Source organism: Halomonas nitroreducens, from assembly GCF_003966155.1.
GTDB classification, from domain to species: Bacteria; Pseudomonadota; Gammaproteobacteria; order Pseudomonadales; family Halomonadaceae; genus Halomonas; species Halomonas nitroreducens.
Genome location: NZ_RXNS01000011.1, coordinates 154338 through 178379, shown reverse-complemented (window position 1 = coordinate 178379; position 24042 = coordinate 154338). Strand labels below are relative to the sequence as shown.

The 24042-nt window shown below is 60.9% G+C and carries 28 protein-coding genes; 17 read left to right on the top strand and 11 right to left on the bottom strand.

Annotated elements, in window-relative coordinates:
• Positions 1-142: 142 nt before the first annotated feature.
• Positions 143-1195 (bottom strand): GlxA family transcriptional regulator, encoded by a 1053-nt coding sequence (locus EKG36_RS12875; RefSeq protein ID WP_246007508.1) that lies wholly within the window; start codon positions 1193-1195, stop codon positions 143-145.
• A gap of 23 nt (positions 1196-1218) precedes the next feature.
• Here EKG36_RS12875 and EKG36_RS12870 point away from each other — a divergent pair, with 23 nt between their 5' ends.
• Positions 1219-2139, top strand: coding sequence for an alpha/beta hydrolase (locus EKG36_RS12870; protein ID WP_126484689.1), 921 nt, complete (start codon positions 1219-1221; stop codon positions 2137-2139).
• A gap of 39 nt (positions 2140-2178) precedes the next feature.
• A complete protein-coding gene (locus EKG36_RS12865; protein ID WP_246007507.1) occupies positions 2179-3054 on the top strand; it encodes an amidohydrolase family protein in 876 nt (291 codons plus the stop codon).
• 62 nt (positions 3055-3116) lie between these two features.
• On the opposite strand, the gene EKG36_RS12860 is transcribed toward EKG36_RS12865, so the two are convergent.
• The 5 genes from EKG36_RS12860 to EKG36_RS12840 all read right to left on the bottom strand — a co-directional run bounded on the left by EKG36_RS12860 (position 3117) and on the right by EKG36_RS12840 (position 7546).
• On the bottom strand, positions 3117-3959 hold the full coding sequence (locus EKG36_RS12860; RefSeq protein ID WP_126484687.1) for a nitrilase-related carbon-nitrogen hydrolase: 843 nt from the start codon (positions 3957-3959) through the stop codon (positions 3117-3119).
• A 79-nt stretch (positions 3960-4038) separates the two neighbouring features.
• Positions 4039-4920, bottom strand: coding sequence for a glycine betaine ABC transporter substrate-binding protein (locus tag EKG36_RS12855; protein WP_126484685.1), 882 nt, complete (start codon positions 4918-4920; stop codon positions 4039-4041).
• 42 nt (positions 4921-4962) lie between these two features.
• Positions 4963-5694 carry an ABC transporter permease gene (locus EKG36_RS12850; RefSeq protein WP_126484683.1) on the bottom strand — a complete coding sequence of 244 codons (732 nt, stop codon included), beginning with the start codon at positions 5692-5694 and terminating at the stop codon, positions 4963-4965.
• A 3-nt stretch (positions 5695-5697) separates the two neighbouring features.
• Entirely contained in the window at positions 5698-6843 is a 1146-nt protein-coding gene (locus EKG36_RS12845; RefSeq protein ID WP_126484681.1) for an ABC transporter ATP-binding protein, read from the bottom strand.
• Positions 6844-6880: 37 nt separating this feature from the next.
• Positions 6881-7546 (bottom strand): ABC transporter permease, encoded by a 666-nt coding sequence (locus EKG36_RS12840; RefSeq protein WP_126484679.1) that lies wholly within the window; start codon positions 7544-7546, stop codon positions 6881-6883.
• 255 nt (positions 7547-7801) lie between these two features.
• On the opposite strand from EKG36_RS12840, the gene EKG36_RS12835 reads away from it, so the two are divergent.
• From EKG36_RS12835 to EKG36_RS12815, 5 genes are all read left to right on the top strand, one after another.
• A complete protein-coding gene (locus tag EKG36_RS12835; protein ID WP_126484677.1) occupies positions 7802-9385 on the top strand; it encodes a thymidine phosphorylase family protein in 1584 nt (527 codons plus the stop codon).
• Complete coding sequence (locus EKG36_RS12830) at positions 9385-10290, top strand: ribose-phosphate diphosphokinase (RefSeq protein ID WP_126484675.1); 906 nt, start codon at positions 9385-9387, stop codon at positions 10288-10290. The genes EKG36_RS12835 and EKG36_RS12830 overlap by 1 nt, the downstream gene beginning before the upstream one ends.
• 252 nt (positions 10291-10542) lie before the next feature.
• Positions 10543-11160 (top strand): hypothetical protein, encoded by a 618-nt coding sequence (locus EKG36_RS12825; protein WP_126484673.1) that lies wholly within the window; start codon positions 10543-10545, stop codon positions 11158-11160.
• 376 nt (positions 11161-11536) lie between these two features.
• The gene (locus EKG36_RS12820; protein WP_126484672.1) at positions 11537-11944 is read left to right on the top strand and encodes a hypothetical protein; all 408 of its coding nucleotides are present in this window, start codon (positions 11537-11539) and stop codon (positions 11942-11944) included.
• Positions 11945-12229: 285 nt separating this feature from the next.
• Positions 12230-12763 carry a hypothetical protein gene (locus EKG36_RS12815; protein ID WP_126484670.1) on the top strand — a complete coding sequence of 178 codons (534 nt, stop codon included), beginning with the start codon at positions 12230-12232 and terminating at the stop codon, positions 12761-12763.
• 417 nt (positions 12764-13180) lie between these two features.
• Here EKG36_RS12815 and EKG36_RS12810 read toward each other — a convergent pair whose 3' ends face one another.
• Positions 13181-14968 carry a PHA/PHB synthase family protein gene (locus EKG36_RS12810; protein ID WP_221766079.1) on the bottom strand — a complete coding sequence of 596 codons (1788 nt, stop codon included), beginning with the start codon at positions 14966-14968 and terminating at the stop codon, positions 13181-13183.
• A 749-nt stretch (positions 14969-15717) separates the two neighbouring features.
• Between EKG36_RS12810 and EKG36_RS12805 the strand changes: the two genes are divergently transcribed.
• From EKG36_RS12805 to EKG36_RS12785, 5 genes are all read left to right on the top strand, one after another.
• Positions 15718-16080 (top strand): SpoIIAA family protein, encoded by a 363-nt coding sequence (locus EKG36_RS12805; RefSeq protein ID WP_126484666.1) that lies wholly within the window; start codon positions 15718-15720, stop codon positions 16078-16080.
• A gap of 297 nt (positions 16081-16377) precedes the next feature.
• Positions 16378-16914, top strand: a complete 537-nt coding sequence (locus EKG36_RS12800) for a DUF6624 domain-containing protein (protein WP_126484664.1) — start codon at positions 16378-16380, stop codon at positions 16912-16914.
• Between the two features lie 142 nt (positions 16915-17056).
• Positions 17057-17392, top strand: coding sequence for a hypothetical protein (locus EKG36_RS12795; RefSeq protein WP_126484662.1), 336 nt, complete (start codon positions 17057-17059; stop codon positions 17390-17392).
• 97 nt (positions 17393-17489) lie between these two features.
• Positions 17490-18029, top strand: coding sequence for a GrpB family protein (locus EKG36_RS12790; RefSeq protein WP_126484660.1), 540 nt, complete (start codon positions 17490-17492; stop codon positions 18027-18029).
• Positions 18030-18031: 2 nt separating this feature from the next.
• On the top strand, positions 18032-18643 hold the full coding sequence (locus tag EKG36_RS12785; RefSeq protein WP_221766078.1) for a hypothetical protein: 612 nt from the start codon (positions 18032-18034) through the stop codon (positions 18641-18643).
• A gap of 291 nt (positions 18644-18934) precedes the next feature.
• Here the strand turns inward: EKG36_RS12785 and EKG36_RS20955 are convergent, their stop codons facing one another.
• Genes EKG36_RS20955 through EKG36_RS12765 form a run of 4 tightly spaced genes read right to left on the bottom strand, consistent with a single transcriptional unit; the run spans position 18935 to position 20522 of the window.
• Positions 18935-19123 (bottom strand): GDCCVxC domain-containing (seleno)protein, encoded by a 189-nt coding sequence (locus tag EKG36_RS20955; protein ID WP_425459587.1) that lies wholly within the window; start codon positions 19121-19123, stop codon positions 18935-18937.
• Between the two features lie 20 nt (positions 19124-19143).
• Positions 19144-19638 (bottom strand): hypothetical protein, encoded by a 495-nt coding sequence (locus EKG36_RS12775; protein ID WP_221766077.1) that lies wholly within the window; start codon positions 19636-19638, stop codon positions 19144-19146.
• Positions 19639-19695: 57 nt separating this feature from the next.
• Entirely contained in the window at positions 19696-20298 is a 603-nt protein-coding gene (locus EKG36_RS12770) for a class I SAM-dependent methyltransferase (RefSeq protein ID WP_126484656.1), read from the bottom strand.
• On the bottom strand, positions 20295-20522 hold the full coding sequence (locus tag EKG36_RS12765) for an SHOCT domain-containing protein (RefSeq protein ID WP_126484654.1): 228 nt from the start codon (positions 20520-20522) through the stop codon (positions 20295-20297). The genes EKG36_RS12770 and EKG36_RS12765 overlap by 4 nt, the downstream gene beginning before the upstream one ends.
• Before the next feature lie 812 nt (positions 20523-21334).
• On the opposite strand from EKG36_RS12765, the gene EKG36_RS12760 reads away from it, so the two are divergent.
• From EKG36_RS12760 to EKG36_RS12740, 5 genes are all read left to right on the top strand, one after another.
• The gene (locus EKG36_RS12760) at positions 21335-21676 is read left to right on the top strand and encodes an antibiotic biosynthesis monooxygenase family protein (protein ID WP_126484652.1); all 342 of its coding nucleotides are present in this window, start codon (positions 21335-21337) and stop codon (positions 21674-21676) included.
• 97 nt (positions 21677-21773) lie between these two features.
• Positions 21774-22382 carry a DUF1294 domain-containing protein gene (locus EKG36_RS12755; RefSeq protein WP_126484650.1) on the top strand — a complete coding sequence of 203 codons (609 nt, stop codon included), beginning with the start codon at positions 21774-21776 and terminating at the stop codon, positions 22380-22382.
• Positions 22383-22566: 184 nt separating this feature from the next.
• On the top strand, positions 22567-22890 hold the full coding sequence (locus tag EKG36_RS12750) for a hypothetical protein (RefSeq protein ID WP_126484648.1): 324 nt from the start codon (positions 22567-22569) through the stop codon (positions 22888-22890).
• Positions 22891-23033: 143 nt separating this feature from the next.
• Complete coding sequence (locus tag EKG36_RS12745; protein WP_126484647.1) at positions 23034-23318, top strand: YrhK family protein; 285 nt, start codon at positions 23034-23036, stop codon at positions 23316-23318.
• A gap of 271 nt (positions 23319-23589) precedes the next feature.
• Positions 23590-24015, top strand: coding sequence for a c-type cytochrome (locus EKG36_RS12740; protein WP_126484645.1), 426 nt, complete (start codon positions 23590-23592; stop codon positions 24013-24015).
• The last annotated feature ends 27 nt before the right edge of the window (positions 24016-24042 follow it).

The following is a 24042-nucleotide window of genomic DNA, read 5'->3' as shown; positions in this document are numbered from 1 at the left end:
CCGCGGGTGGAGGACCCGGCCAACGCCGGCCGCCTGCTGGCCAGCGGCTACTCCTGCCGCAGCCAGGCCAAGCGGCTCTCGGATAGCGCCCTGCCGCACCCGCTGCAGGGCCTGCTGGAGGCGCTCCGGCGGGCCGGCTGAGTCAGGAACGGGCCTTGCGACGCTCCCGAGGCGAGAGACCGTATTGCTTGCGGTAGCACTTGCTGAAATGGGATGTGGAAGAAAAGCCAGTGGCGTTGGCGATATTGATGATATCGAGCGAGGTCTTGCGCAGCAGGTTGTCGCCGTGATCGAGGCGCATGCTGAGGTAGTAGCTCGCCGGGGTAACGCCAAAATGCTCCTTGAAGAGACGCTGAAGCTGGCGGTGTGAGATACCGATTATTCCGGCGATATGCTCACAGTTGATGGTGTCCTCGATATGGGACTGCATCACGTGGATGGCAGAGGCGAGCGCAGGGTTGTGAACCCCGAGACGCTCTTCGAGCGACATGCGCTGCTTGTTGTGGGCAGGGCGGATATCCGGGTGAATGCACTGGTCGGCAATGTGTTTTGCAAGGTCGCTTCCCTGCTGGCGATCGATGAGCGATAGCATCATGTCGAGCCCCGCGGTTCCTCCCGAACAGGTCAGGATGTTTTCTTCGATCTCGAACAGTTCGTTGGTCACCAGAAGATCTGGGTATTCCTCCTGAAGGTTGGCCTGATCCTCCCAGTGAATCGTGCAACGCTTGTGGCGCAGGACGCCGGCTCGGGCCAGCAGGATGCTGCCGGTGGAGGTCGAGCCCAGCAGCAGCCGGCTGCGCCCGACCTCGCGTAGCCACTTGAAGAGCCTGTCACTGGCGATCAGGTTGGTGCCGGTACCGGCGACCAGGATGACGGCATCCAGCGCCCGCCAGTCGACGAGGCTCCGGGTCGGCGTGAAGGGAATGCCGTTGCTGGCCTGCACCACCTGGTCGTCGAGGCTGACCAGCTCCCAACGATAGAGCTCTCGACTGCTCAAGCGATTGGCAATCCGCAAGGGCTCGATGACCGAGCTGAAGGAGAGCATGGCGAAGTTGGGAAAGAGCAGGAAGCCAACGGTAAAGGGAGACGACGCATGGTCGTGGGGTGTCATGATCTTTGTCTTTTGTGTCGCATAGATGTTCTTAACGATGCGAGGCTTATCGCAATATGTCAATGCCGATACGGGCAGCGTCAACAGTCAGTCCCCTGGAGAAGATCATGCAGTCAGAGAGCGTTTCAATCATCAGCGATGGCATCAAGCTCGATGGTTCCTACTACTGGGAAGAGGGTGTCGTAAACGACGATGCACCCATCGTCATCGTCTGCTCGGGTTTCACCGGTTTGAAGCATATTCATCCCGAGCGTTTTGCCCGATTCCTGAGCAAGCAGGGGTTCCTCTGCTTCGGTTTCGACTACCGCGGTTTCGGTGAAAGTGAAGGCACTCGTGGCAAGGTTCTCCTGGAAGAGCAGGTCCGCGATATCGCCAATGTCGTGTCCTATGTACGGGCTCGAGCCGACCAGGAAGGCCGCAAGCTGGTGCTGGCCGGTTGGGGCATGGCCGGTGGCCTGGTGCTGGATGCCTTCCGGCAGGTCGAGGACCTGGTCGATGCCCTGATCAGCATGAACGGCTTCTTCGATGCGGTGCGCGTGCAGAAGGCCCTGCGCGGCGAACTCGGCTGGAAGGAATTCCGCCAGTTCCTCAACCAGGAGCGACTGCGCCTGGCCCAGGGCGGCGAAGCCCAGGAGATCGATCCCTTCCGCATCTACCCGCTGGACCCGATCTCCAAGGGCTATGTGGATAGCGTGCTGTGGAAGACCCCGGGCTATGGCCTGACCTCCGACCTGGATTTCGCCGACTCGCTGATCGCCTTCCGTCCGGAGTCGCACATCGACCAGCGTTTCGCCCGGACGCCGCTGATGATCGCCCATGGTGGCGAGAACGACCTGCACCCGGTCACCGAGGCCCAGTCGCTGTATGCCTCCTACCCGGGGCCCAAGGCTCTCTACCTGCTGCCCGATGGCGGTCACACCGAGTGGATGCTGGATGACGATCCCAAGTTCCAGACCTTTGCCGGCAAGGTCTCCGACTGGCTGAAGGAAATGGTCTGGGCGCCGGCCAGCCGTCAGGCCGTGGCCTGATAGCGTCCCCGTCCCGACGCAGACGACTCAGGTGACACCATGATCCCCTTCTGTGACCCCATGGACCCGACGCCGCGGGCTCCCGGCTTCACCGCCCCTGTGGGGGCGGTGGATTGCCATGCCCACGTCTTCGGGCCGGCGTCCCGCTATCCTTACCAGGCCTCGCGAACCTACACGCCGCCGGATGCCAGCCTCGAGCAGTATCGTCACCTGCATCGTACCCTGGGCATCGAACGCGGCGTGCTGGTACAGCCCAGTGTCTATGGTCTCGACAACTCGGCCACCCGCGACGCGGTCCGTGCCCTGCGTGACGAAGGGCACGATTATCGCGGCATCGCGGTGGTCGATAGCGAGGTCACCGACGCTGAATTGGATGCCCTGGCCGCCGATGGCTTCCGGGGTGTGCGCCTCAACCTGCTGTTCAAGGGCGGCATTGCCTGGCCCGACGTGGCGGCCCTGGCCGAACGCCTCGCCGACCGCAACTGGCACTTGCAGTTCCTGGTCGATGTCTCTGCCTTCGAGGATCTCGAGGCCAGGGTGAGGCGGCTGCCCGTGCCGGTGGTCGTGGATCATATGGGCCACATGGCCTGTGACAAGGGGATCGACCAGCCCGGCTTCCAGGCGCTGTGCCGCTTGATGGCGCGCGGTGATGCGTGGGTGAAGCTCTCCGGGGCTTATCGCATCACCGGCCAACGGCAGACGCCCTATGAGGATGTCGTGCCCTTCGCCCGGCGGCTGATCGAGGCCAACCCGGAACAGTGCGTCTGGGGGTCCGACTGGCCCCATCCGCATGTCCCGGTACCCATGCCCAACGACGGGCCCCTGCTCGATGCTCTCGCGGACTGGGCGCCCGAGCCGGAGCTGCGTAACCGAATCCTGGTCGACAATCCGGATCGTCTGTATTTCCGTGACTGATGCTGCCCCCTCGGCAAGAGAAAGGCCGTTCGCCTCCGGCGAGCGGCCTTTCGCATGCAGCCTCAACGGTAGCCGGCCATCAGCTCGCGTACCAGGGGGGTATCGGCATCGCGGTGGGTGGGCAGCTCGAAGCGGGCTCGGGCGATATGCGTACGCGAGAGGGTGGCCGTGATCAGCTGTTCGCGGTCCTCGGCCTCGGCGAGCACCTCGCCGCGGGGACCGAGGATGCGCGAACCGCCCCAGAAATGGCTCTGTCCCTCGGGGCCATAGCGGTTGGCCATGATCACCGGGGTGCCATAGGTCATGGCGTAGAAACGCACATTGAGCAGCCAGTTCTGCTCGTTGGAGAAGTCCTCGCTGACGATGCCCGAGGCCGAGTTGATCGGCGCGCAGAGTACCGTGGGGCGGGGCAGCAGGGCGGCGTGGACCAGCGCCGGGTTCCACAGGTCGGCACAGATCAGCTGGGTGGCGGACCAGCCGGGACGCACCGTGGCCTGGGTGAGCTCGCTGCCATGACTGAACCACTTGCCCTCCTCGAGCCCGCCATAGGTGGGCAGGTTGAGCTTGCGATGCACGGCCACGATCCCGCCATCCTGAAGGATGGCCAGGGCGTTGTAGTACTCGCCGGGGCTGGCTTCCTCGACAAAGCCGACCACGGTCTGCATCGCGCCGCAGGCCTCGGCCAGCCGGGCGAGGCGCGGGTCCTCCCGCGGCATGGCGGCCTGCATGACGTTGCCGGCCAGGCCATAGCCGGTCAGCGAGAGCTCGGGGAAGATCAGCAGTTCGATGCCGCGCCCGGCGGCCTCCTTGATGACCTCGAGATGGCGGTCGAGGTTGGCGTCGACCTCGCCGAGGCGGGCGTTGACCTGGGCGGCGGCGACGTGAAGCGAATCCTGATAGTGCATGCAGGGACTCCCTGGCAAGGGGCAAGACGGCGAAAAGGCCGCATGACGCGGCCTTTTCGGATCGGAGGAACGAGAGGCTTCAGATCAGGTCGTTGCGGCTCAGGAATTCCTCGGCCACGTCCTCGATGGTCTCGCGCTCCACGTCGACCCTGGCGTTGAGGTCGGCCATGGTCTGGTCGTCGAGCAGGCTGGAGAGGGCGTTCATCTGCTCGGCCAGTTCCGGGTTGGCCTCCAGGGTCTCCTCGCGGACCACTGGGGTCAGGGCGTAGGCCGGGAAGAAGGCCTGGTCGTCTTCCAGGACCTGGAAGTCGAAGGCCGGGATGCGGCCATCGGTGGCGAACACCAGGCCCACGTCGACCTGGCCGTCGCGCAGCGCCTGGTAGACCAGACCGGAATCCATGCGCTTGATGTCGCCGCGGCTGACTCGGAAGTCATAGGCCTGCTGCAGCGGCCGCCAGCCGTCCTCGCGGGCATAGAACTCGGCGTTCATGGCGAAGGTTAGCTCCTCGTCGCCGTTGACCGCCTCGGCCAGCTTCGACAGGGAGTCGATGCCGGTCTCCTCGACGGTCTCCTCGCGCATGGCCAGGGCATAGGTGTTGTTGGCCTCGGACGGCTCCAGCCACACCAGGCCCTTCTCGGCGTCGAGTGCCTTGACCCGCTGGTAGGTCTCTTCCGGCGACAGCGACTCGGTGACGTCGTTGTAGTTGATCAGCGAGGTACCGGTGTATTCCCAGTAGAGGTCGAGCTGGCCGTTCTCCTGGGCCTGGCGCAGCACGGCGGAGCCCATGCCGGCGCGTTTCTCGACGTCATACTCGAGGGCGTCCAGGTACTGGGCGGTCATGCTGGCGAGTATCTGCTGCTCGGTGAAGTTCTTGCCGCCAACCACGATCTCGTCGGCCTGGGCAGTGGCCAGGGTGCTCGCGAGCGTCAGGCCGGACAGTAGCGTCGTCAGTGTCTTCATGGTGTTGCTCCTCGTTGTGATTGTGGTGCTCTTTGGATGATGTCAGGCCCGAGACGGATTGACCCCGCGCGGCACCGCCACGAAGGCGGTGGTGGCCACCAGGGCGTCGACCGCGATCGCCAGCAGCGCCGTGGGTATGGCGCCGGCCAGCATCATCAGCGGATCGTAGAGATCGATGCCGGTGAAGATCAGCTCGCCGAGGCCGCCGGCACCGATCAAGAAGGCCAGCGGCACGGTGCCCACGTTGATGGTCAGCGCCGTGCGGATGCCGGCGAAGATCACGTAGAGGGCGTTGGGCAACTCCACCTTGAACAGGCGCTGGATGGGCGCCATGCCGATGCCCGAGGCGGCTTCCCGCAGGGCAGGGGAGACCCCCTTGAGGCCGGCGTAGGTGTTGCGGGTGATCGGCAGCAGGGTGGCCACGAACAGGCCGAACACCGCCGGCACCGTGCCGATGCCGAGGAAGCTCATGGACAGCGCCAGCACCGCCAGGGTGGGAATGGTGGTGCCGACGTTGAGAACCTGCATGGCCGACTCGGCGAAGCGGACCATGCTCGGCCGGGACAGCATGATGCCCAGCGGGATGGCTACCAGGATGGCCAGACCGCCGGAGATGGCGGTCAGCCACAGGTGCTGGACGACCAGGTACTGCACGTCGGGCAGGTAGAAGAGCAGCTCATCCAGGGTGCCGCTGGCCTGGACCCAGACGCCGGCAACGAAGACGAAGACGATCAGCAACAGGCGCAGGGCGCCTTTCATGTTCTGCACTGGCATGCCTCACACCTCCGCGACGGTCTCGACCTGCTGAACGCGGTAGCGCGAGCCCAGGTGGTGAGTGATGGCGCGCTGGGTGATCTGGCCGCACAGCCGGCCTTCCTCGTCGACGCAGGGCAGCCAGGTCATGTCATGGGCGAACATCAGCGAGGCCACCTTGCGCAGGTCGTCGTCCAGCTGCGCTATGGCGGGCAGGGTGTCGAAATGGTCACGGCAGTAGCCCCTGGTGGTGCGGGCGACCGAGCGCGGAATGACGCCCACCGGCTGATGCCGGTCGTTGACCATCATGATGGAGCCCGGGTAGCCGTGGTCGTCCATGCGTGAGAGGGCCGTCTGGAGGTCCTCGTCTGGCGCCACGGTGCCGATGTCCTCGCTGGCCATGTCGCGCACCTTGACCAGGTTGAGGCGCTTGAGGGCGCGGTCCTCGCCGAGGAAGGACTCGACGAAGTCATCCTTGGGGTTGGCCAGCAGGTCATCGGGACGGGAGTACTGCTCCAGGTTGCCGGCGCGAAAGATGGCGATGCGGTCGCCCATCTTGATCGCCTCGTCGATGTCGTGGCTGACGAACATGATGGTCTTGTTGAGCTCCTGCTGCATCTTGAGGAACTCGTCCTGGATCACCGCGCGGTTGATCGGGTCGATGGCGCCGAAGGGCTCGTCCATCAGCATCACGGGCGGGTCGGCGGCCAGCGCCCGGGCCACGCCGATGCGCTGCTGCTGGCCGCCGGAGAGCTCGCTCGGGTAGCGCTTGAGGAAGGCATCCGGCTCCAGCGCGATCATGCGCATCAGCTCCCGGGCGCGCTCCTTGTACTTGGCCTTGTCCCAGCCCAGCAGCTTGGGCACCACCGTGATGTTCTCCTCGATGGTCATATTGGGGAACAGGCCGATCTGCTGGATCACGTAGCCGATGTTGCGGCGCAGTTCCTGGGTATCCAGGTCGGTGGTGTCCTCGCCGTTGATGAACACCTTGCCGGAGGTGGGGCGGATGATGCGGTTGACCATCTTCAGGGTGGTGGTCTTGCCGCAGCCGGAGGGGCCGAGCAGGATGCAGATCTCGCCGCTCGGCACCTCCATGGTGATGTGGTCGGCGGCGGTGACGGCGCCCTTTGGGGTGTCGAAGACCTTGGTCAGGTTATCCAGTCGAATCATGTGGACATCCATTTTTGTAATCGGGGGAGCAAGCGAGTCATTCCGCGAAGGCGGCGCGTTCCATGCCCTTGGGGGTCAGGCGCTTTTGCAGTGCCAGCAGCGAATAGTCGACGATGATGGCCAGCAGGCTGACAGCGACGGCGCCGAGGATCAGCTGGCGAGGGTCGGACTGCGAGATGCCGCGGCTGATGAAGGTGCCCAGGCCGCCGGCGCCGATATAGGCGGCGATGGCCATCACGCCGATGTTGAGCACCACCGCCGTGCGCACCCCGGCCATGATCACCGGCACGGCCAGCGGGATCTCGACCTTCTGCAGGCGCTGGTTCTGGCTCATGCCGATGCCGCGGGCGGCCTCGCGCAGGGCAGGGTCGACGTTGTGGATCGCGGTGTAGGTGTTGCGGATGATCGGCAGCTGCGAGTAGAGCAGCACCGCGATCACCGCGGGCAGGTAGCCGATGCCCTGGCCGATCAGCGACAGCACCGGGATCATGATCCCGAACAGGGCGATGGAGGGCACCGTGACGATGATCGAGGCCACGTAGAGCACGGCCTTGGCGAGTCGCTCGTTCTTGGTGATGGCGATGCCGATGGGCACCCCGGTGAGGGTGGCGATGCCCACGGCGACCCCGACCAGGGCGATATGCTCGATCGTTCGCGACGTCAGCAGGTCGAGATTGTCGACCATGTAATGGATCCAATCCATGCAAGAGCCTCGCTCAATGTTGTGATTATTGATGAATCGCGTGAGGCCATAGGCTAGAGACGCTGCTCGTCGCTTACCGACAGATAGACGACATATAACAGCAGGAAACTGCCATGGGAGCATGCGCGACACCGGGCAGTCCTCCTGCGCATGTCCCCCGTCAAATGACGCTCTTCCGGGGCGCTGCTAGGATGAAGCCATCCGTCATCCGGGTGACACGCCCGTGTCACCGGGGCGCCTCGCAAGGAAAGCAAGATGACACGATCCCCCGCCGCCGGGGCCGCGTCCACGGAGGACCGCCTGTCGCCGCTCAAGCTGAAAAGCGTCGGCATCGATACCTACCGCGAGAACGTGGCCTACATGCACCGCGAGTGTGACCGCTACCGGGCCGAGGGCTTCCAGGCGCTGGCCAAGGTGGAGGTGCGCGCCAACGGCCAGCGCATCCTGGCCACGCTCAACGTGGTGGACGACACCTCGATCGTCTCCTGCGGGGAACTGGGGCTCTCCGAGGATGCCTTCGCCACCCTGGGGGTGAGCGAGGGCCATCCGGTCAGCATCCTGCAGGCCGAGCCGCCGCCCTCCATTCCCGCTCTGCATCGCAAGATCGCCGGCGAGCGGCTGACCCGGGACGACTTCCGCCAGATCATCCAGGACATCGCCGAGCGCCGCTATTCCAAGATCGAGCTGACCGCCTTCGTGGTGGCCTGCGACCGCAACGAGCTCGACCGCGAGGAGGTGTTCTACCTCAGCGACGCCATGAGCCGGGTAGGGCGCCGGCTCGACTGGCACGAGCACCCGGTGGTCGACAAGCACTGCATCGGCGGCATCCCCGGCAACCGCACCTCGATGCTGGTGGTGCCCATCGTCGCCGCCCACGGCCTGCTGTGCCCCAAGACCTCCTCCCGGGCTATCACCTCGCCCTCGGGCACCGCCGACACCATGGAAGTGCTGGCCAAGGTCGACCTGCCCTTCGAGGAGCTGGGTAAGTTGGTGCGTACTCACCGCGGCTGCCTGGCCTGGGGCGGCACCAGCCAGCTCTCGCCCGCCGACGACGTGCTGATCTCGGTGGAGCGGCCCCTCTCGGTGGACTCGCCGGGACAGATGGTGGCCTCGATCCTCTCCAAGAAGGTCGCCGCCGGCTCCACCCACCTGCTGCTCGACATCCCCATCGGTCCCCACGCCAAGGTGCGCTCCATGCCCGAGGCACGCCGCCTGCGCAAGCTCTTCGAGTTCGTGGCCGGCCGCATGGGCCTGACCCTGGACGTGGTGATCACCGACGGCAGCCAGCCGGTGGGGCGGGGCATCGGCCCCGTGCTGGAGGCCCGGGACGTGATGCGAGTGCTTACCAACCACCCGGACGCCCCCATGGACCTGCGCCAGAAGGCCCTGCGCCTGGCCGGGCGGATGCTGGAGTTCGACCCGGACGTGCGCGGCGGCGACGGCTTCGGCCTGGCCCGGGACATCCTCGATGCCGGTCGTGCCCTGGAGAAGATGCAGGCCATCATCACGGCCCAGGGCGCCAAGCCCTTCGATCCCGAGCATCCTCCGTTGGCACCGCACTGCGTGGAAGTGACCGCTCGCTCCAGCGGCGTGGTGACCGCCATCGACAATCTGCAGCTGGCGCGTATCGCCCGGCTGGCCGGCGCGCCCCGGGCCGTCGGTGCCGGCGTCGACGTGCTGGCGCGGATCGGCGATACGGTGGAGATTGGCCAGCCGCTGTACCGGGTCTACGCCGCCTTCCCCAACGAGCTGACCTTTTCCCGCCAGGCCACCGAGCGCGACAGCGGCTTCGCCATCGGCCAGCTCGACCAGATCACCCGACTCAACGTGGAATGCTGATGACTACCGTGCTGCTGCATTGCGACGACGAGACGGCCGCCGCCACTGGCCTGGCCGAGGCCGCCGGACTCGAGGCCAGGGGGGTGGCGCGCCACCACTTCCCCGACGAGGAGCTGCGCCTGACGCTGCCCTTCCACGAGGCACATTCCTTCCCCGAGACCCTGGTGGTCTACCGCAGCCTCGACCGGCCCAACGACAAGCTCGTAGAGCTGCTGCTGATCGCCCGCTATGCGCGGCAGCAGGGGGTGCGCCACCTGGTGCTGGTGGCGCCCTATCTCGCCTATATGCGCCAGGACATCGCCTTTCATCCCGGCGAGGTGGTCAGCCAGCCGCTGATCGGCCACTTCCTCGCCGAGCTGTTCGACGCGGTGATCACCGTGGACCCCCACCTGCACCGTATCGACCGCCTCGACCAGGCCATTCCCCTCAAGCATGCCATCGCGCTCTCCGGTGCCCCGCGACTCGCTGAGCTGATCGCCGAGAAGCGCGACAACCCGCTGCTGGTCGGTCCCGACGCCGAGTCACGCCAGTGGGTGCAAAGCGCGGCCGCGGTCACCGGCTTTTCCTTCGGCGTGTGCCACAAGACCCGCAACGGCGACCACGACGTGGAGATCACGCTGCCCGAGCTGGACGTGGCGGGCCGCCAGGTGGTGCTGATGGACGACGTGGCGAGCACCGGCCACACCGTGGCCCGCGCCGCCGAGGCCCTGCTCGGCGCCGGGGCGACCTCGGTGGATGTGGCGCTGACCCATGCGCTCTTCGCCGGCAATGCCATGGACGTGATCGAGGCCGCCGGGGTAGGGGAGGTGTGGAGCACCGACTGCATCGCCCATGCCAGCAACGCCATTGCCATGGCGCCGGTGCTGGCCAGGGCCCTCGACCAAGTAATGACCGAACTATCCTGAAGGTCGTGCTAGGGTGGAACGAACGCAGGGAAAAACCGCGACCAGGGAAGGGAACAATAACTCATGACAACGACGTATTGTCGCGCCTTCAAGCCTTTTTCCATGCAGGTAAATCCGCTTCGAACAGGCATGTTGCCTGCGAAGTCTGTCTGCTTACGACCCAAAGGCGACATTCCGGAATATGGGTGCGAGCACGTTCATGGGGGATATGCAGGATGCGCGATGATCGGTGTTATGCATTAAGGAGTAGCGATGAAGTTTGAAGCAGGTGGCAGTGTAGACTCCGATCACTGCACTGCATTGACACATGAAATGTTCAGGTGTCATGACGAGTTTCAGCGGTTCACGTACTACGCCACGATCATGATTATGAAGGGGCGTACCCGTGAAGTGTCTTATAGAGCCTACAACGCGTACTCAAGCTTCGTTCACCATCTCTACGAATTTATCCTAGGTTGCAACGCTAGGGATTCGGGAAACACAAAAATTACCAACAAAAGAGGTGAGGACCGTACACTTATAATAGATGGCTACATCATGCATCACGCACAACGTGTCATGGATCAATATCGTGATGCCATCAAAGATGGTCGGGCGCCGGACTGGGTTAATGATATTAGCTTCTATGACGTAAAGGTGCCTGAGGAATTTGCAAAAGACTTTCGAGAATACCGAAACAAAGTATGTGGGCATGTCGCCTATGAGCGCTCGTCTAAGCTAAGCCTCACGCAGTTCTATGATAGGTACCATAAATACCTTTACTACCTGTACCGAGACTCACTTGGGTGGTGGGGAGCAAAAGACGAGGAGTTTCCAGATTTGAAAGAGATCACCGACTTCTGCGTCTGGATAGAGGAAGAACATGCATAATCTGTGCAGGCACGGCGACGGCCTTTCCATTGCGCCTTCGGCTCCGTTGCAAGGGCGCGCGTGCTACAGGCGTTATATATAAGCAAGCTATCAATGATCGCTTCTGGCCGATTTCGGGTCCTGAGGCCGATACAAGCCCGCTGAGATCCTTTCACCGCTTGAGGCGTGCATTCCTCTGTGTCCCCGTTTGTGAGCCAGACATGGAGCTGTGGCGTTCTATTCCATTCATGAACCTGCTAATGTGAGAGTGATAGGTGGCTCAACATTGGGTTATGGGAGATGTATAAAATATTGACAGGGAGGAGGGTGGCAAATTCGGTTCTCAGGGATTATTCATTTGAGAAATGTTGTCTTAGGGCAATAGGAGGGGGGCGGTATGCATAGAGGATTACTGTTGGGAGGGCTCTTAATGGTGTCCTCTACAGCTATTGCGATGGATTACAGCCATCCTGGCTCACCATCCAGCACGACAGACTGCGTACAATACGCAACTTATGTTACAGATGGTGTTGAAGAGTTTGTATCAACAGAGGCGCCAAGGGATTTATCTAGAGAAGACCTTGATGAACTGATGGAAAAGCGTGATGCAGAGCAAAGTGAAGAGTTTTATAACGAAATTAGAAGAATGATGGTTTACGATGCTTATGCTTGGTACAAAAGTACAAAATACGCTTATGACCCCGAAATGATGTATATGGAAATCCGTATGGAGTGCGAGATGGCCATAGCTGATAAGGATTATGAAGAGGATATGAAGGATTTGGAACGGCTGATGGGGGACTGACGGTGTGTAAAGTAATGGTAGTTACCTCAAACAAGTAAATCCATCCGACCTATAAACCGCTACTCGTTTTTTCGGCAGACTGACTTAATATTTACATTATAACCGCCTGAATCTCCGATCTTGGCCGATTGTAGCGATTCAGGAAATGCTGTATAAATGATACCAGAATGCTGACTGTCTGAAAAAGAACGCTAGATTGACTGTTTTATATATGGGGGGTTGATGGAGGTAGAGCGCGCACATGATTTGTCACCGGGCCTTTTACGGCAGCGGCGGAATCTGATGATGGCCAGTACTGTTTTGATTTTTTTAGGCTTCTCTCAAGCAGAGCTGCAATCCGTACAGGCACTTGGCCTGCATGTGACCTTTGGTAGGCCCGAGGCCGTGGTCTTGGGCTTAGTTGCTGTCACCTTTTATTTCGCGTATAGGTACCTTCTCTATCTAATTCAGGAGCCAGGTCCGGGACTCAAGGGCGAGTTTTTTCGACGTTTAAATGAATATTCTGAACCAAAAATCCGCTCTCTTCGCGACTCTCAGTACCCGGAAGGGAAAGGACTCCAGCTTGAGGAACGATTGGGCGTACGCAGTAAAGGTTTTTTGTCTTGGTTGATTATGGTCCCTTCTGCCCAAGATAATACCGGCGGCTTTGAAACTGGCGAGCTCATAATCCATCTTCGGCAAGTAATGCCGGAAAGCATCAAAGCGGCTCTTTTAGCATGCCTGACTAGAAGCTATTTCACGGACTATTTCTTCCCTTTTTTACTGGCAGCTACGGGTTTTGGGAGCATTGTTTGGGATTCTTTCATAAGACAAGCATAGTGGCAAAATTTTTTGAAGAACCTTTGTGCGTAATATTGATATATCCTAACTGTCTGCTTCTGGCCGGCTCCTGACTTTCAGGCAACCATGAAAAGCATGCGCTGTGCCTATTATGCTATGCATCCAGTGTGCAAGCGATAGCGGAGGAGACGATGGCCTTTCACAATCCGAATCCGAAAATTCGGGCCGTGGAGCAGCGCAATGCCCGATTGCGAGCCGCTCTGTTTGCCAGGCTGTTTGGAGGTGCGTGGCGTAGCCTTCGCAATGGCGCCCTGCGACTGTCGAGGGGGCGATACCACCGACGTCGCCATCGGCCTCGGCCCTGACCACCAGCTTGCCCTCAACGGTGCTCTTTGCGGGAGAAGGAAGCCGCGGTGTGCGGGTAGTGCTTTGCGCCACCCTCGTGCCACTGGGCCCTCACCCGCCGGACGTACTCGCGTCGTCGACCCGCACCCGGACATAGGACCCCGGCGCCTCCTCGAGGGGCGGGAAGCGGCGGCTGCCGGGGTCGCGGGCCGGCACCTGGCCGTCGGCGTGGCGTTGCAGCCAGTGGCGCCATTCTGGCCACCAGGAGCCCGGGTGGTGGGTGGCCGAGGCCAGCCAGCGCTCGGGATCTTTCGGCAGGCGCCCATAGGTCCAGTAGCCGTACTTCGGGGAGCCGGCCGGGTTGATGACGCCGGCAATATGCCCGGACCCGCCGAGCAGGAAGCGGGGTTGCTTGCCCAGCAGGTGTGCCCCGCGGTAGCTGGAATGCCAGGGGGCGATGTGATCCTTCTCGGTCGCCACGAAGAACGTCGGGATGCGCACCTTGCCGAGATCGATGGCTTCCCCTGCCAGGGAAATGCCGCCGGGTTCGGCGAGGCGGTTCTCCAGGTACATGTTGCGCAGGTAGAAGCTCTGCATGCGCCGCGGCATGCGGGTGGAGTCAGAATTCCAGTAGAGCAGGTCGAAGGCCGCGGGGTCGCGACCGAGCAGGTAGTTGTTGATCACGAACCCCCAGATCAGGTCGGCGGACTGCAGCAAGTTGAAGGCATTGGCCAGGTGCGTGCCTTCCAGGTAGCCGCGCTGTGCCATGTGCTGCTCCATGTAGCGGATCTGTTCCTCGTCGATGAACACCTCCAGCGGCCCCACGTCGCCGAAGTCGAGCAGGGTGGTGAAGAAGGTGGCACTGTGCACCCGCTCATCCCCTCGAGCGGCCTGATGCGCCAGGGTGCAGGCCAGCAGGGTGCCACCGATGCAGTAGCCAATGGTGTTGAGCGTCTCCTCGCCGGTGACCTCCGCCACCACGTCCATGGCCTTGAGGGTGCCTTGGGTGAGGTAGTCGTCGAAGGCCACCTCGGCATAGCGTTCGTCCGGGTTGACCCAGGAAATCACGAAGACGGTGATTCCCTGCGCCACGGCCCAGTGGATGAAGGAGCGCTGCTGGGTCAGGTCCAGGATGTAAAACTTGTTGATCCAGGGCGGAACGATCAGCAGCGGCCGACGATCGACCTTCTCGGTGGTCGGAGCGTACTGGATGAGCTGCATCAGCTCGTTCTGGTAGATGACCTTGCCCGGGGTCACCGCGAGGCTCTTGCCCAGTTCCAGCTCGGCCGAATCGCTCTGCTTGATGCGCAACAAGCCCTCACCCCGGGCCAGGTCCTCCATCAGGTTGGCCAGGCCCTGCAGCAGGTTGGCGCCGCCGGTGCGCACCGTGGCCTCGATCACCTCCGGGTTGGTGATGGCATAATTGCTGGGAGCGAGGGCATCCATCAGCTGATGGGCATAGAACTCGACCCTCACCCGCTCGTCGTGGTCCAGTTCCTCGGTGACCTCATGCACTCCCTTCAACCACTGCTCGGCGGTCAGCTGGTAGGCCTGGCGGAGCGCGTCGAAGAAAAGGTTCTCCTCCCATCCCTTGCCCTTGAAGCGCCGGTCCCGCGGGTCGGGCGCGGCGACCGGTGATGGCGCCTCGCCAGACAGGCGTCGCGCGGTGTTCTGCCAGAGTGTCGTATAGCCTTGCCACAGCTGCTGCTGGACCTCCAGGGCACGTTGCGGATGGAGCATAAACTGCTGGCTCAGGCGGGTAAGCGCCTTGGCCGCGACCGCCGGGTCGGGCAGGGTGAAGAAGTCCCCGCGCGCCTGGCGCTCGAACCAGCCCTGCCAGGCCCGGGACGACCCGGTCGACAATCGCGCGAGGGCTTCGGCATAGCGCTGTGCCAACACGTCGGATGGCGTCTCTTGGGGTGGTGTCGCCGGATCGCCAGGTGTCGCTGACGACGGTTTCCGGTCACTCATGGCCTGGCCCCTTGGTGAACACTGCTCGATGGCGGCATCGACTGCCTCGTGCCGGAGATAGGCCGACGAATCAGGGCCGATGTGCTGCCCCTCTGCCGCAACCTACTGTTTCAGTATCGTCGAGACCGGGTGAGACGCAACTGCCTAGCGTGGCGGCGCCCGGCCGGCTTGTCGCTTCCGGCGGGCTCACCTAGCTTGAGAGTCATTCGCCTTGTGCCACGGCACGGCTCTCCCGAGGCATCCGGGCGCAACGTGCCGATACCCGACGAGGAGCCGGCATGCTGGAACCGAACGAGCATTCTCCCGAGGCCGCGGTGTCCGTCCACCTGACGCTGAATGGTGTCCCGGTCACCACCGAGGTTCCCCCCAGCGCCATCGCACCGTGTACTCGCTCTTCCCCCTCCCCAACCGCTCCCCGTCTCTACCGATACGATATCGTCCCACGTCATCACCAGGGATGCGATGCCCGACGCGAGGCATTGAAGGCCATATAAGTCGCCATGCCGACTGGACGCTATATTGAGAGCACTAACCCACATCCGGCGACTCACAACGGCTAGGTTCCGGCTCGGCTGACGTTGGGCGCTCGCACATGGTTTTGCTGGATTCACCGTCCGGTACCTCGCTGAATGGGATAACCACGCCGCGGAAATCCGTATGAGGACAGGAGCACTGCCATGATTGAAACATTGGCCGACTTTCCCGATAACGTACTGGCGTTCGTTTGCCATGGGCAGGTCACGAAGCAAGATTACGAGTCGGTCCTGACGCCCGCTGTTGAGAGGGTACTCCAGAACCATGACAAGGTACGCCTCTACTATGAAACCGCCCCTGATTTCGCCGGCATCGATCCCAGTGCCATCTGGGAAGACACCAAAGTGGGTCTAGGCCATCTCGCGCGTTGGGAAAACTTCGCCGTCGTCACCGATGTCGAGTGGATCCGTCACACTATTCGGCTCTTCAGCTTCCTGATGCCCGGTGAAGTACGCATATTCTCGACGGATGAGGCAACGCAGGCACGTGAGTGGATCGTGCAGTAGCCGCGAAGCACCGGGTGACTGCCGCTGACCGGATGCTGAAGTTCAGGTTGGCTTGATACCAGGGGATGGCAACTGACGACCCAAAGCACGGCCATGCCGGCAAAGGCAGCATGCTCGTTCATCCTTGTTATGCGGCATGCGCGGTGACTGGTGTTATGTGGCCGAGCTATTCTTAATATTTCTGAATTTCAATGGGTTAGAAGAAAGTGGCATGCAGTATAACTTTGTTGAACGTGCATGCGCGTTCATCCGATATCAGACCGTGCGGTCTAATACCTGTTAACTGGGAGGGAGCCCATGAATCAGAATCTTGCGGACGAGCTGGTCGCGATGATGACGGAGGACCAGCGGTTGTTGCAGCAGCTCTTCGATTCCGGGGAGCTGCCATCTGAGTCTTATCATCCCCGGATGAAAGCCCTGCATGAGCACAATGCTTCCCGGTTGAAGGAGATTATTGGTGCTCACGGCTGGCCCGGCATTTCGCTAGTTGGGGAAGAGGGTGCCAAAGCTGCCTGGTTAGTCGTTCAGCATTCTGTTTCAGACCACGAGTTTATGACGGAATGTGTTGATCTGCTTGAAGAGGCTGTTGCCAGAGAGGATGTGGCGGGTTGGCAGTTGGCGTTCCTTCAGGATCGAGTGCGCACTTTATCTGGAAAGCCTCAATACTACGGCACCCAGTTTGATGCTGATGAGGATGGTTGGCCAATACCGTTTCCCATTGAAAATTCTGCTACCGTTAATGAACGCCGCGCGCGTCTTGGGCTGAACTCCCTTGAGGAGCGCCAAGAACAAATAGCTGAGCAGGTACGGAAGCACCGTGCAAATATCAAGTAAACCAGTTAACCAAACGCGGCACTCGGACGCCCTTGTCTCCGCTTCGCTGCGCCAAGGTCGCCGGTGCGCTCTGCGTTATGGCCCATATTGAGGAGGTGGTATGTCGTTCGAAGAGTTAAGGTCTGAAGTGCACGAGACTTACATGGAAAACTATGTTGCTGGGTTTAAGAATAACGACGTTACGCTAATCGATAAGATGGTCAAGTATCCAATCGCATACATTAAAAACGGCACGGTGACGATGTGTGATTCCTATCCTATAGACCCCAAAAGCCTTAAAGAGGAAAAGGGTTGGGATCATTCTGTCGAGTGGAAATTTGAGGTTACAGCTGTCAACGATAGTGAAGCCCATGCAGTTGCCTCTGCTGTCAGATGCAGAATAGATGGTTCTAGAATTGAGAGTGTTCATGGATTTTATGCTTTTACAAAAACAGTCGATGGATGGAAGATGTACGCCGTTGCGGATACAACATTCTGACCATAACAATTCGCAACAGTACGCGGCCGATGGCCGCCGGACGCTCCTGACGTCGCGCCGCTGTGCTTTGCGTTATGTTGCAGAAAAATGGTGAGTCGTGGACGAAGAAGAATCACTCAACAGAGCAATTTATGAGGAAGTAGCTATCTTCCCGTATGACAAGAGCTGGCCGCTTTTGTTTGAAGAAGAGCGCGACCGCCTCCTTCATTTGTTTCCTGGTAACTTTTTGGCGATCGAGCATATTGGAAGCACAGCTGTACCAGGCCTTTCAGCCAAGCCCATCATCGATATCCTGGCGGGGGTAGATGCGATGCCACGCGCTGATGCCCTTATGGAACCGTTGTGCCAGGCAAAATATACGACATCAATGGAGTTCAACGCCTCATTAACTGGACGACGCTGGCTTATGCGATGGGCTGAGGGGCGTCGAACACACCACTTGCACCTTGTAGTTTACGGAAGCCAAGAATGGCAACAACGGTTGGCTTTCCGTGACAGACTCCGTACCAATACTGAGATAGCAGTGCATTATGAGAAAAATAAGCGGGTATGGGCGGCTGAGTTCAGGTCGGATAGAGAGGCCTATACTGCGGCGAAGGGCGATTTCATACGGGAGGCTCTCAGAAGTGCAACATAACCATGCCAAGCACGGGACTGTTTTTCCGTTACGGCTTCGCCTCCGCTCCAAAACTGCGCGTGTTGGCGGCGTTGGACCGCAACGGGCGAATTGATCAACCAACTTATGAAGGAACGCTAGTGACTTCATCTACTCGTTTATCTTCTTTTCTTGTGAGGCTCGCTGCCCTGGCCTTGTTGCTCTTTGCCCAGGTGGAGGTGCTCGCGGAAACGCAGCAGGAGCGCGTCAATAGGATGTCGCATCAAGTGATGCCTTTTGATATGTCGAAGACGGTTCACGTGTTCAAGATGACAGAGTTCGGGGGCGTTCAGAGCGTCCTAGTGCGCAATCCGAGCGACACCGACCAGATCGCTCTCATTCGTCAGCATCTGAAGCACGAAGCGGAAAGATTCAGACGCGGCGACTACTCTGATCCCACGCAACTGCATGGCGCGGACATGCCAGGGCTTGCGGAGTTACAAGCCAGTCCCTCGGCCGTCGAAGTGTCCTATTCCAAGCTCCCAGCGGGCGCCCAGCTGCGTTTTGAAACGCACGATTTGCGGCACCTGACTGCGATACATCGATGGTTTGGCGCGCAGCTCTCGGAGCATGGTGCCGATGCCAGAGCAGAGTGAAATGACAGACCCAACTAGGGCATGGAGCCAACGCGGCAAAGCTGCGCGGCTCACGCCTAACTTTACATCAGTATTCCCTAAATGTACGTTTCTGGCCGAAAGAAGAAATACGGTCGTTTTCTTTACGCACACTGACCGTCCCTATAGAAGGTCCTGGAGGGGCGGTTTTTTGTAAAGTAATTTCGTAAATTTTTCTATGTGATGAAAAGGGACGCAAGCTGATCGCTAGTCCAGCATTGCAAAAAGCCCGCGCGAAGGCGTGTTGTTGATGATGCCGCAGAAAGCTGGACGCTACTCGCAACACCCGTGCTGCGTCTGAACTGGCGGGCATTTCACCGAGCCGAAGGAACAGAACACGCAGCAGTCGTCGGGGTTGGGGCGCAGCAGGGCCTTGCAGTTGCAGCACTCGTATAAGAACTGGCAGGCATCAGTAGGCATAGTTTCCTGCTGTGCATATCCACAGTGTGGGCACGTCAACACGGACTCCAGGATAACGGGGCTCACGGCTCACCCTTCCCGGTGGCGCGAACGCTCAGACTTACCTTTCCCTTGCCGGCAAGGTGCGCCATAAGATGGATTGCGCTTGCCTCGCTGATGTTGAGCTTGGTCGCCAAAGCAGCTGCATCTGTTTCAACTTGTTCGTCCAGTGCCGCGAGCGCCTGACGTTCCAGGCTTTCCATCCACTCGCCGAACAGGGTGTGAAGTTCGGGCGTAGAAAAGGCGGCCATCGAAGTGGTCCTGTGGATGGCCGTCAGCATTTCTGAGCACATGCCCATGCACATTCCCATCATCTGCTGCATGGGGTTACTAGCCTCGCAGCTGGGCTGACTTCCCATCTGCCCCATCATCTTCTGCATCATGGCCATGGGATCTTCGTCGCCCGAGCCCATCTGATCCATCATCTTTTTCATCATGCCCATCATCACTGGGTTGGAAGCGCTATGTTCGGGCTGCGAGTCGTTGCTTGCATTGGTGTCTTGATCTTTGGGTTCCATGTTGAATCTCCTGGTGAATGATTTGTGGGGATTGGTCGGTGATGGCTCACTTCTGAATCAGTGGGTACGGATGAAAACTGCCCCGTAATGGTAGGGCGGCAGTTCGACCAGCATTTCCAGCTTGAAGCCCGCCGGCTCGACCACCGTTCGGGTTTGTTCCGGCGACATACGCATTTCTGTCTTGGGGCCTCGTGGCTGGCCAAAAACGGTCGTTTCTTCACGGGATAGGGGATACCAATTGACGATGGAGAGGCGGCCGCTTGGCTTTAAAGCCGCAGCGACCTCTCGGGCCAGTGCCGTCTTGTTCGGCGCACCGTGGAAGGTGTTGGCGATCAGTACATAGTCTGCCGGCGCACTCAGCAGACGGCTCAGCGCCATGGCGTCTCCGAGCAGCCAGTCGCAATTCGGCATCTCCTCACACGCCGCTTGCGCTTGCTCCAGCATCACCGGATCGAGGTCGAAACCGATGACGCGCCCTGAAGACAGCTGCCGAGCGATGGCGGCGGTGAAATAACCATCTCCACAGCCCAGATCGACGACCGTCATCCCTTGCCCGATGCGCAAGGCCCTGACGACGCCATCGGGATCGGGCCACAGGGCGTGCCACCAGTCCCTGTCCGGCATGAGCGTAGCGGGGAATAAGCGGTCTTGGGGCGTCATTCGAGGTCCTTCTTCATTCGCTGGTACTCCTCCCGGCCGATCTCGCCGCGGGCGTAACGCCGGTCGAGAATTTCTTTTGCGTTTTCCTCTCTGTCGCGCATCCTGCGCCTGCCGCATATCGGGCGGCCCGGGCCGCGAAAGAGGATGAGCAGCATCACGACAAGGAAGAGCAGCGGAAATATCCACATCAGCGGAAACCATTCCAACGGTCTATGCGGCCACATGATTACAGCACCTCTCGGATTCTTGCCCCCGCCGAATGGCACTTGGTCGGTTGGCTGGGCGGATTGGGGGCTCCCGCGCACGGTACCTGGCAGGCGTACAGCCATCTCTTGAGGTCGTGCAGGATGCGAAGCAACTCGGGGTCGGCAAGGCAACATCGGCAAGGCAACAGTAAATGAACGGCCGGCGACGTTCGGCGCGGACGAATCCCGCTTAGCGTAGCACGTGCAAGTGGAACGACACGTTGGTTTGTCTCAAGCCCGTCAAGTTGATTACGTCTGTCACCGGGCAGCATTCAAGGCCCAGTTCACATAGGATACGCAGGCGGTTTGCTTCCCCGAGCACCTTGAGTACCGAAATGACCCGTGACAGGTCGGGTTCACGGAAATTCATATCAAAAGGCACGCATATAAATTCACAGTCATATCCTAGGCCGAGTTAGATCGATGTGAAATGTGTCATACTGAAGCATAGTTCTGTTTCACTATGAAAAGAAAACGAAGGTTTTTTATCGGTGCGGTTGGATAGTAACCAAGGCCTCTGCCATGCCCAGGTCCGGCTGATAAGTCCGTTCTTGGCCGAGTGCAGGCATTCCGCGGCGTGGAACGACCCTTTTTAGGGTTTAGAAGGTTCAGTCGGTGACAGGTTTTGCAGCCGCCTGCACCCGTTTCCGTATCCATCACGCCTCTCGAGCCGGATGAATCCCGTCTCCAGGGTGGGGAAGGGGACGTGACGAGAACAGTCGTCGGCGCGTTTGTTCGATATCATCGCGTTCCGTATAGTCACTGTTTGCTTGCTGACGGGAGTGAACCGCATGTCGGAACGGGCAACGACATTCTGCGTGATCTACCAGTTCAAGGTACGCAGCGGCCAGGAGGAGCGGTTCAAGCAGGGCTGGAAGCGCATGACCGATGCCATCCGGGAGCAGCGAGGAGGCTTGGGGTCACGTCTGCACCTGTCGTCGGATGGCTGGTGGCTGGCGTATGCGCAGTGGCCGGACCGAGCCACATGGCAAGCGGCTCAGGAACTGCCGACATCCCCGGACCCGGAAGCTCAAGCGATGATGGCTGATGCCGTTGAGCAGCGCCGTCGCCCGATACTGCTGGAGCCGAAGGTTGACCTCCTGGAGCCATGTCACGCCAATGCCACCGGCTAACATTGGCACATCCGCTTGACGCCGCGGCCTTTTGCAACCGCCAAGGGGGCCAGCGGCCAAGGGTCAGTATCGGGCGGTGTGACGGAGAAATGCGCCGATGCGAGGACAAGTGGCAGATTGGAAAGAGGCTCGAGGCTTTGGCTTTATCGAGCCCGAGGTCGGTGGCAAACGGGTGTTCTTTCATATCAGCGGCATGGCCCGTGGTGCGTCTCGGCCTGCCGTCGGTGACATCGTCTCCTATGAGGTGGTGACAACGTCAGATGGCAGGGTGCGTGCCGTGAATGTGGGACCCGCTGGCCTGACGGCCGTCTCCGGCGCGTTGACGTCCAGGCGCGTCATCCTTTCTCTCGTCGCGCTGCTCATCCTGCCGGCCCTGTGGTGGTGCGTGACGGTGGGAGTGTTTCCGGCTTGGCTGTTCTGGGCTTTCGCGGGAATGAGCTCTCTGGCATTCGTCTTGTACGGCCAAGACAAGTGGGCGGCAAGACGCCAGGCACAGCGAACGGCGGAAAGCACGCTGCAGTTCTGTGCGTTGTTGGGTGGCTGGCCCGGCGCCTTGCTGGCGCAACAGGTGTTCCGGCACAAGACAACCAAGCGATCGTTCCAGATCACCTTCTGGTTCATGGTAGCGATCAATGCCGGTGCGCTTGGACTGTTAGGCTCACCCACTGGCGCGGCATTACTCCAGAACGTCATTGAACTTCCCTGAACCGGGCTGCCTAACCATGCATGGCGCTTGCGCAACAGGCTTTTCCCTCAACCAGTCCGTGCGGTCCTCGAGGGTTAACGCCGCATTACCTGAAACTTCATGATCGTCCATGGGGGCGCGATAGCCGCCCGCCACGGCCTATGGCACACTCCCCAGATCGAACGAGCCCATCAGCAGGAGCGATATGAGCGAAGAACTCGCTGATTTTGAAGAGAAGATGTCCCGGGAGATCAACGCCTTCCTGGATGCCGACCCACCCGGCACCAAGCCCTCCCAGGCCAGGAGAGGCCCATCCCGGCCCCAAGACCCCGGCCAGCCGGCCAAGGCGATGAAGACGGGCCATGTCGTCAAGCTCGCCGTGCGCACCAAGCAGCTGGAGATGGACACCGTCTTCGAGCATCACTCCTCCAGCATCTCCCGTCTCGAGGCCCAGATGGAGGCCGAGAAGGCGGCCCGCCAGGCCGGGTACCCCATCATCGGCTATCTGATCGACATCCAGCGGCTCTGACCCTCACGGAGCGCGGCTTGGTGTGCCCGCGGGCGAAATGGTAGACATGACCCTGCCCGCCACAGGGCCACGGCCATCGGGTGGCAACGCCACAAGCCGATGAGCGACGTCCCGGACACCATCACCGCCAGGGGGAGCAGAGCATGGCGCTATTCGACAGGGACCGGCGCGAGGAAAACCCCCGCACCCGGAGGCTCTATGCCGTCTGGGAACTCGTCTACACCCTCGTCGACTTCGGGGCGGCCGCGGCCTTTCTGGTCGGCTCGGTGCTGTTCCTCTACGAGAGCCTGCACACCAGCGCGACCTGGTGCTTCATCGTCGGCTCGGCCCTGTTCGCCTTCAAGCCCACCATCCGTACCTGGCGCGACATCAAGCTGGCCTCGATGGGCGATGTGGAAGATCTCGAGAGGGAGGAGCGGCGCCGCTGAGCGCCTCCTCGCCACGGGATCGTCCCCGCCCCGGAAGCCCCATCCCGGCTGTCTTGTCGCGGTGCCCAGGTGTGTCTATTTGTTAATGGTGCAGGCGATGCGGGGATGGCTGCGTGGGCCAGCCACGACATGACGTCATGCTCACCCCATGGCAACGGGCACGGCCTCGCGGCCGCGATCTCGCCAGACATCCCGCCTGCTGTGACGAGATCGTCCTGGGCACCGTCAGGGCGACCATTCGCGCCAACGACAATGACAACCAGGGGGTGTCATGAACACGCATGTCAGATCATTGCTTTGCGGGGCGATCCTGTCGCTCGCCGTGATGCCGGCGCTCGCCCAGGAGCAGGTTTCCGTCGGCCAGGCAGAGTTCGAGTCCAGTTGTGCCAGCTGCCACGGCGTCGATGCCAAGGGGCGTGGTCCCTACGCGGAGCTGCTCACGGTCAGCGTGCCCGACCTGACCCGGCTGCAGGCCAACAATGACGGGGTCTTCCCCTTCGAGCACGCCTATCGGGTGATCGATGGCCGCCAGGAGGTCAAGGCCCATGGCCCGCGAGACATGCCCATCTGGGGCGATCGCTACAACGACGAGGCCCTCAACATGGGGATGGTGGGTGACATGATGATGGGCCGCGAGGCCTACACCCGCTCGCGCATTCTCGCGCTGATCGCCTATCTCTCCACCCTGCAGGAGTGACCTGCCCCGCCGGCCTGCCGCTTGCTG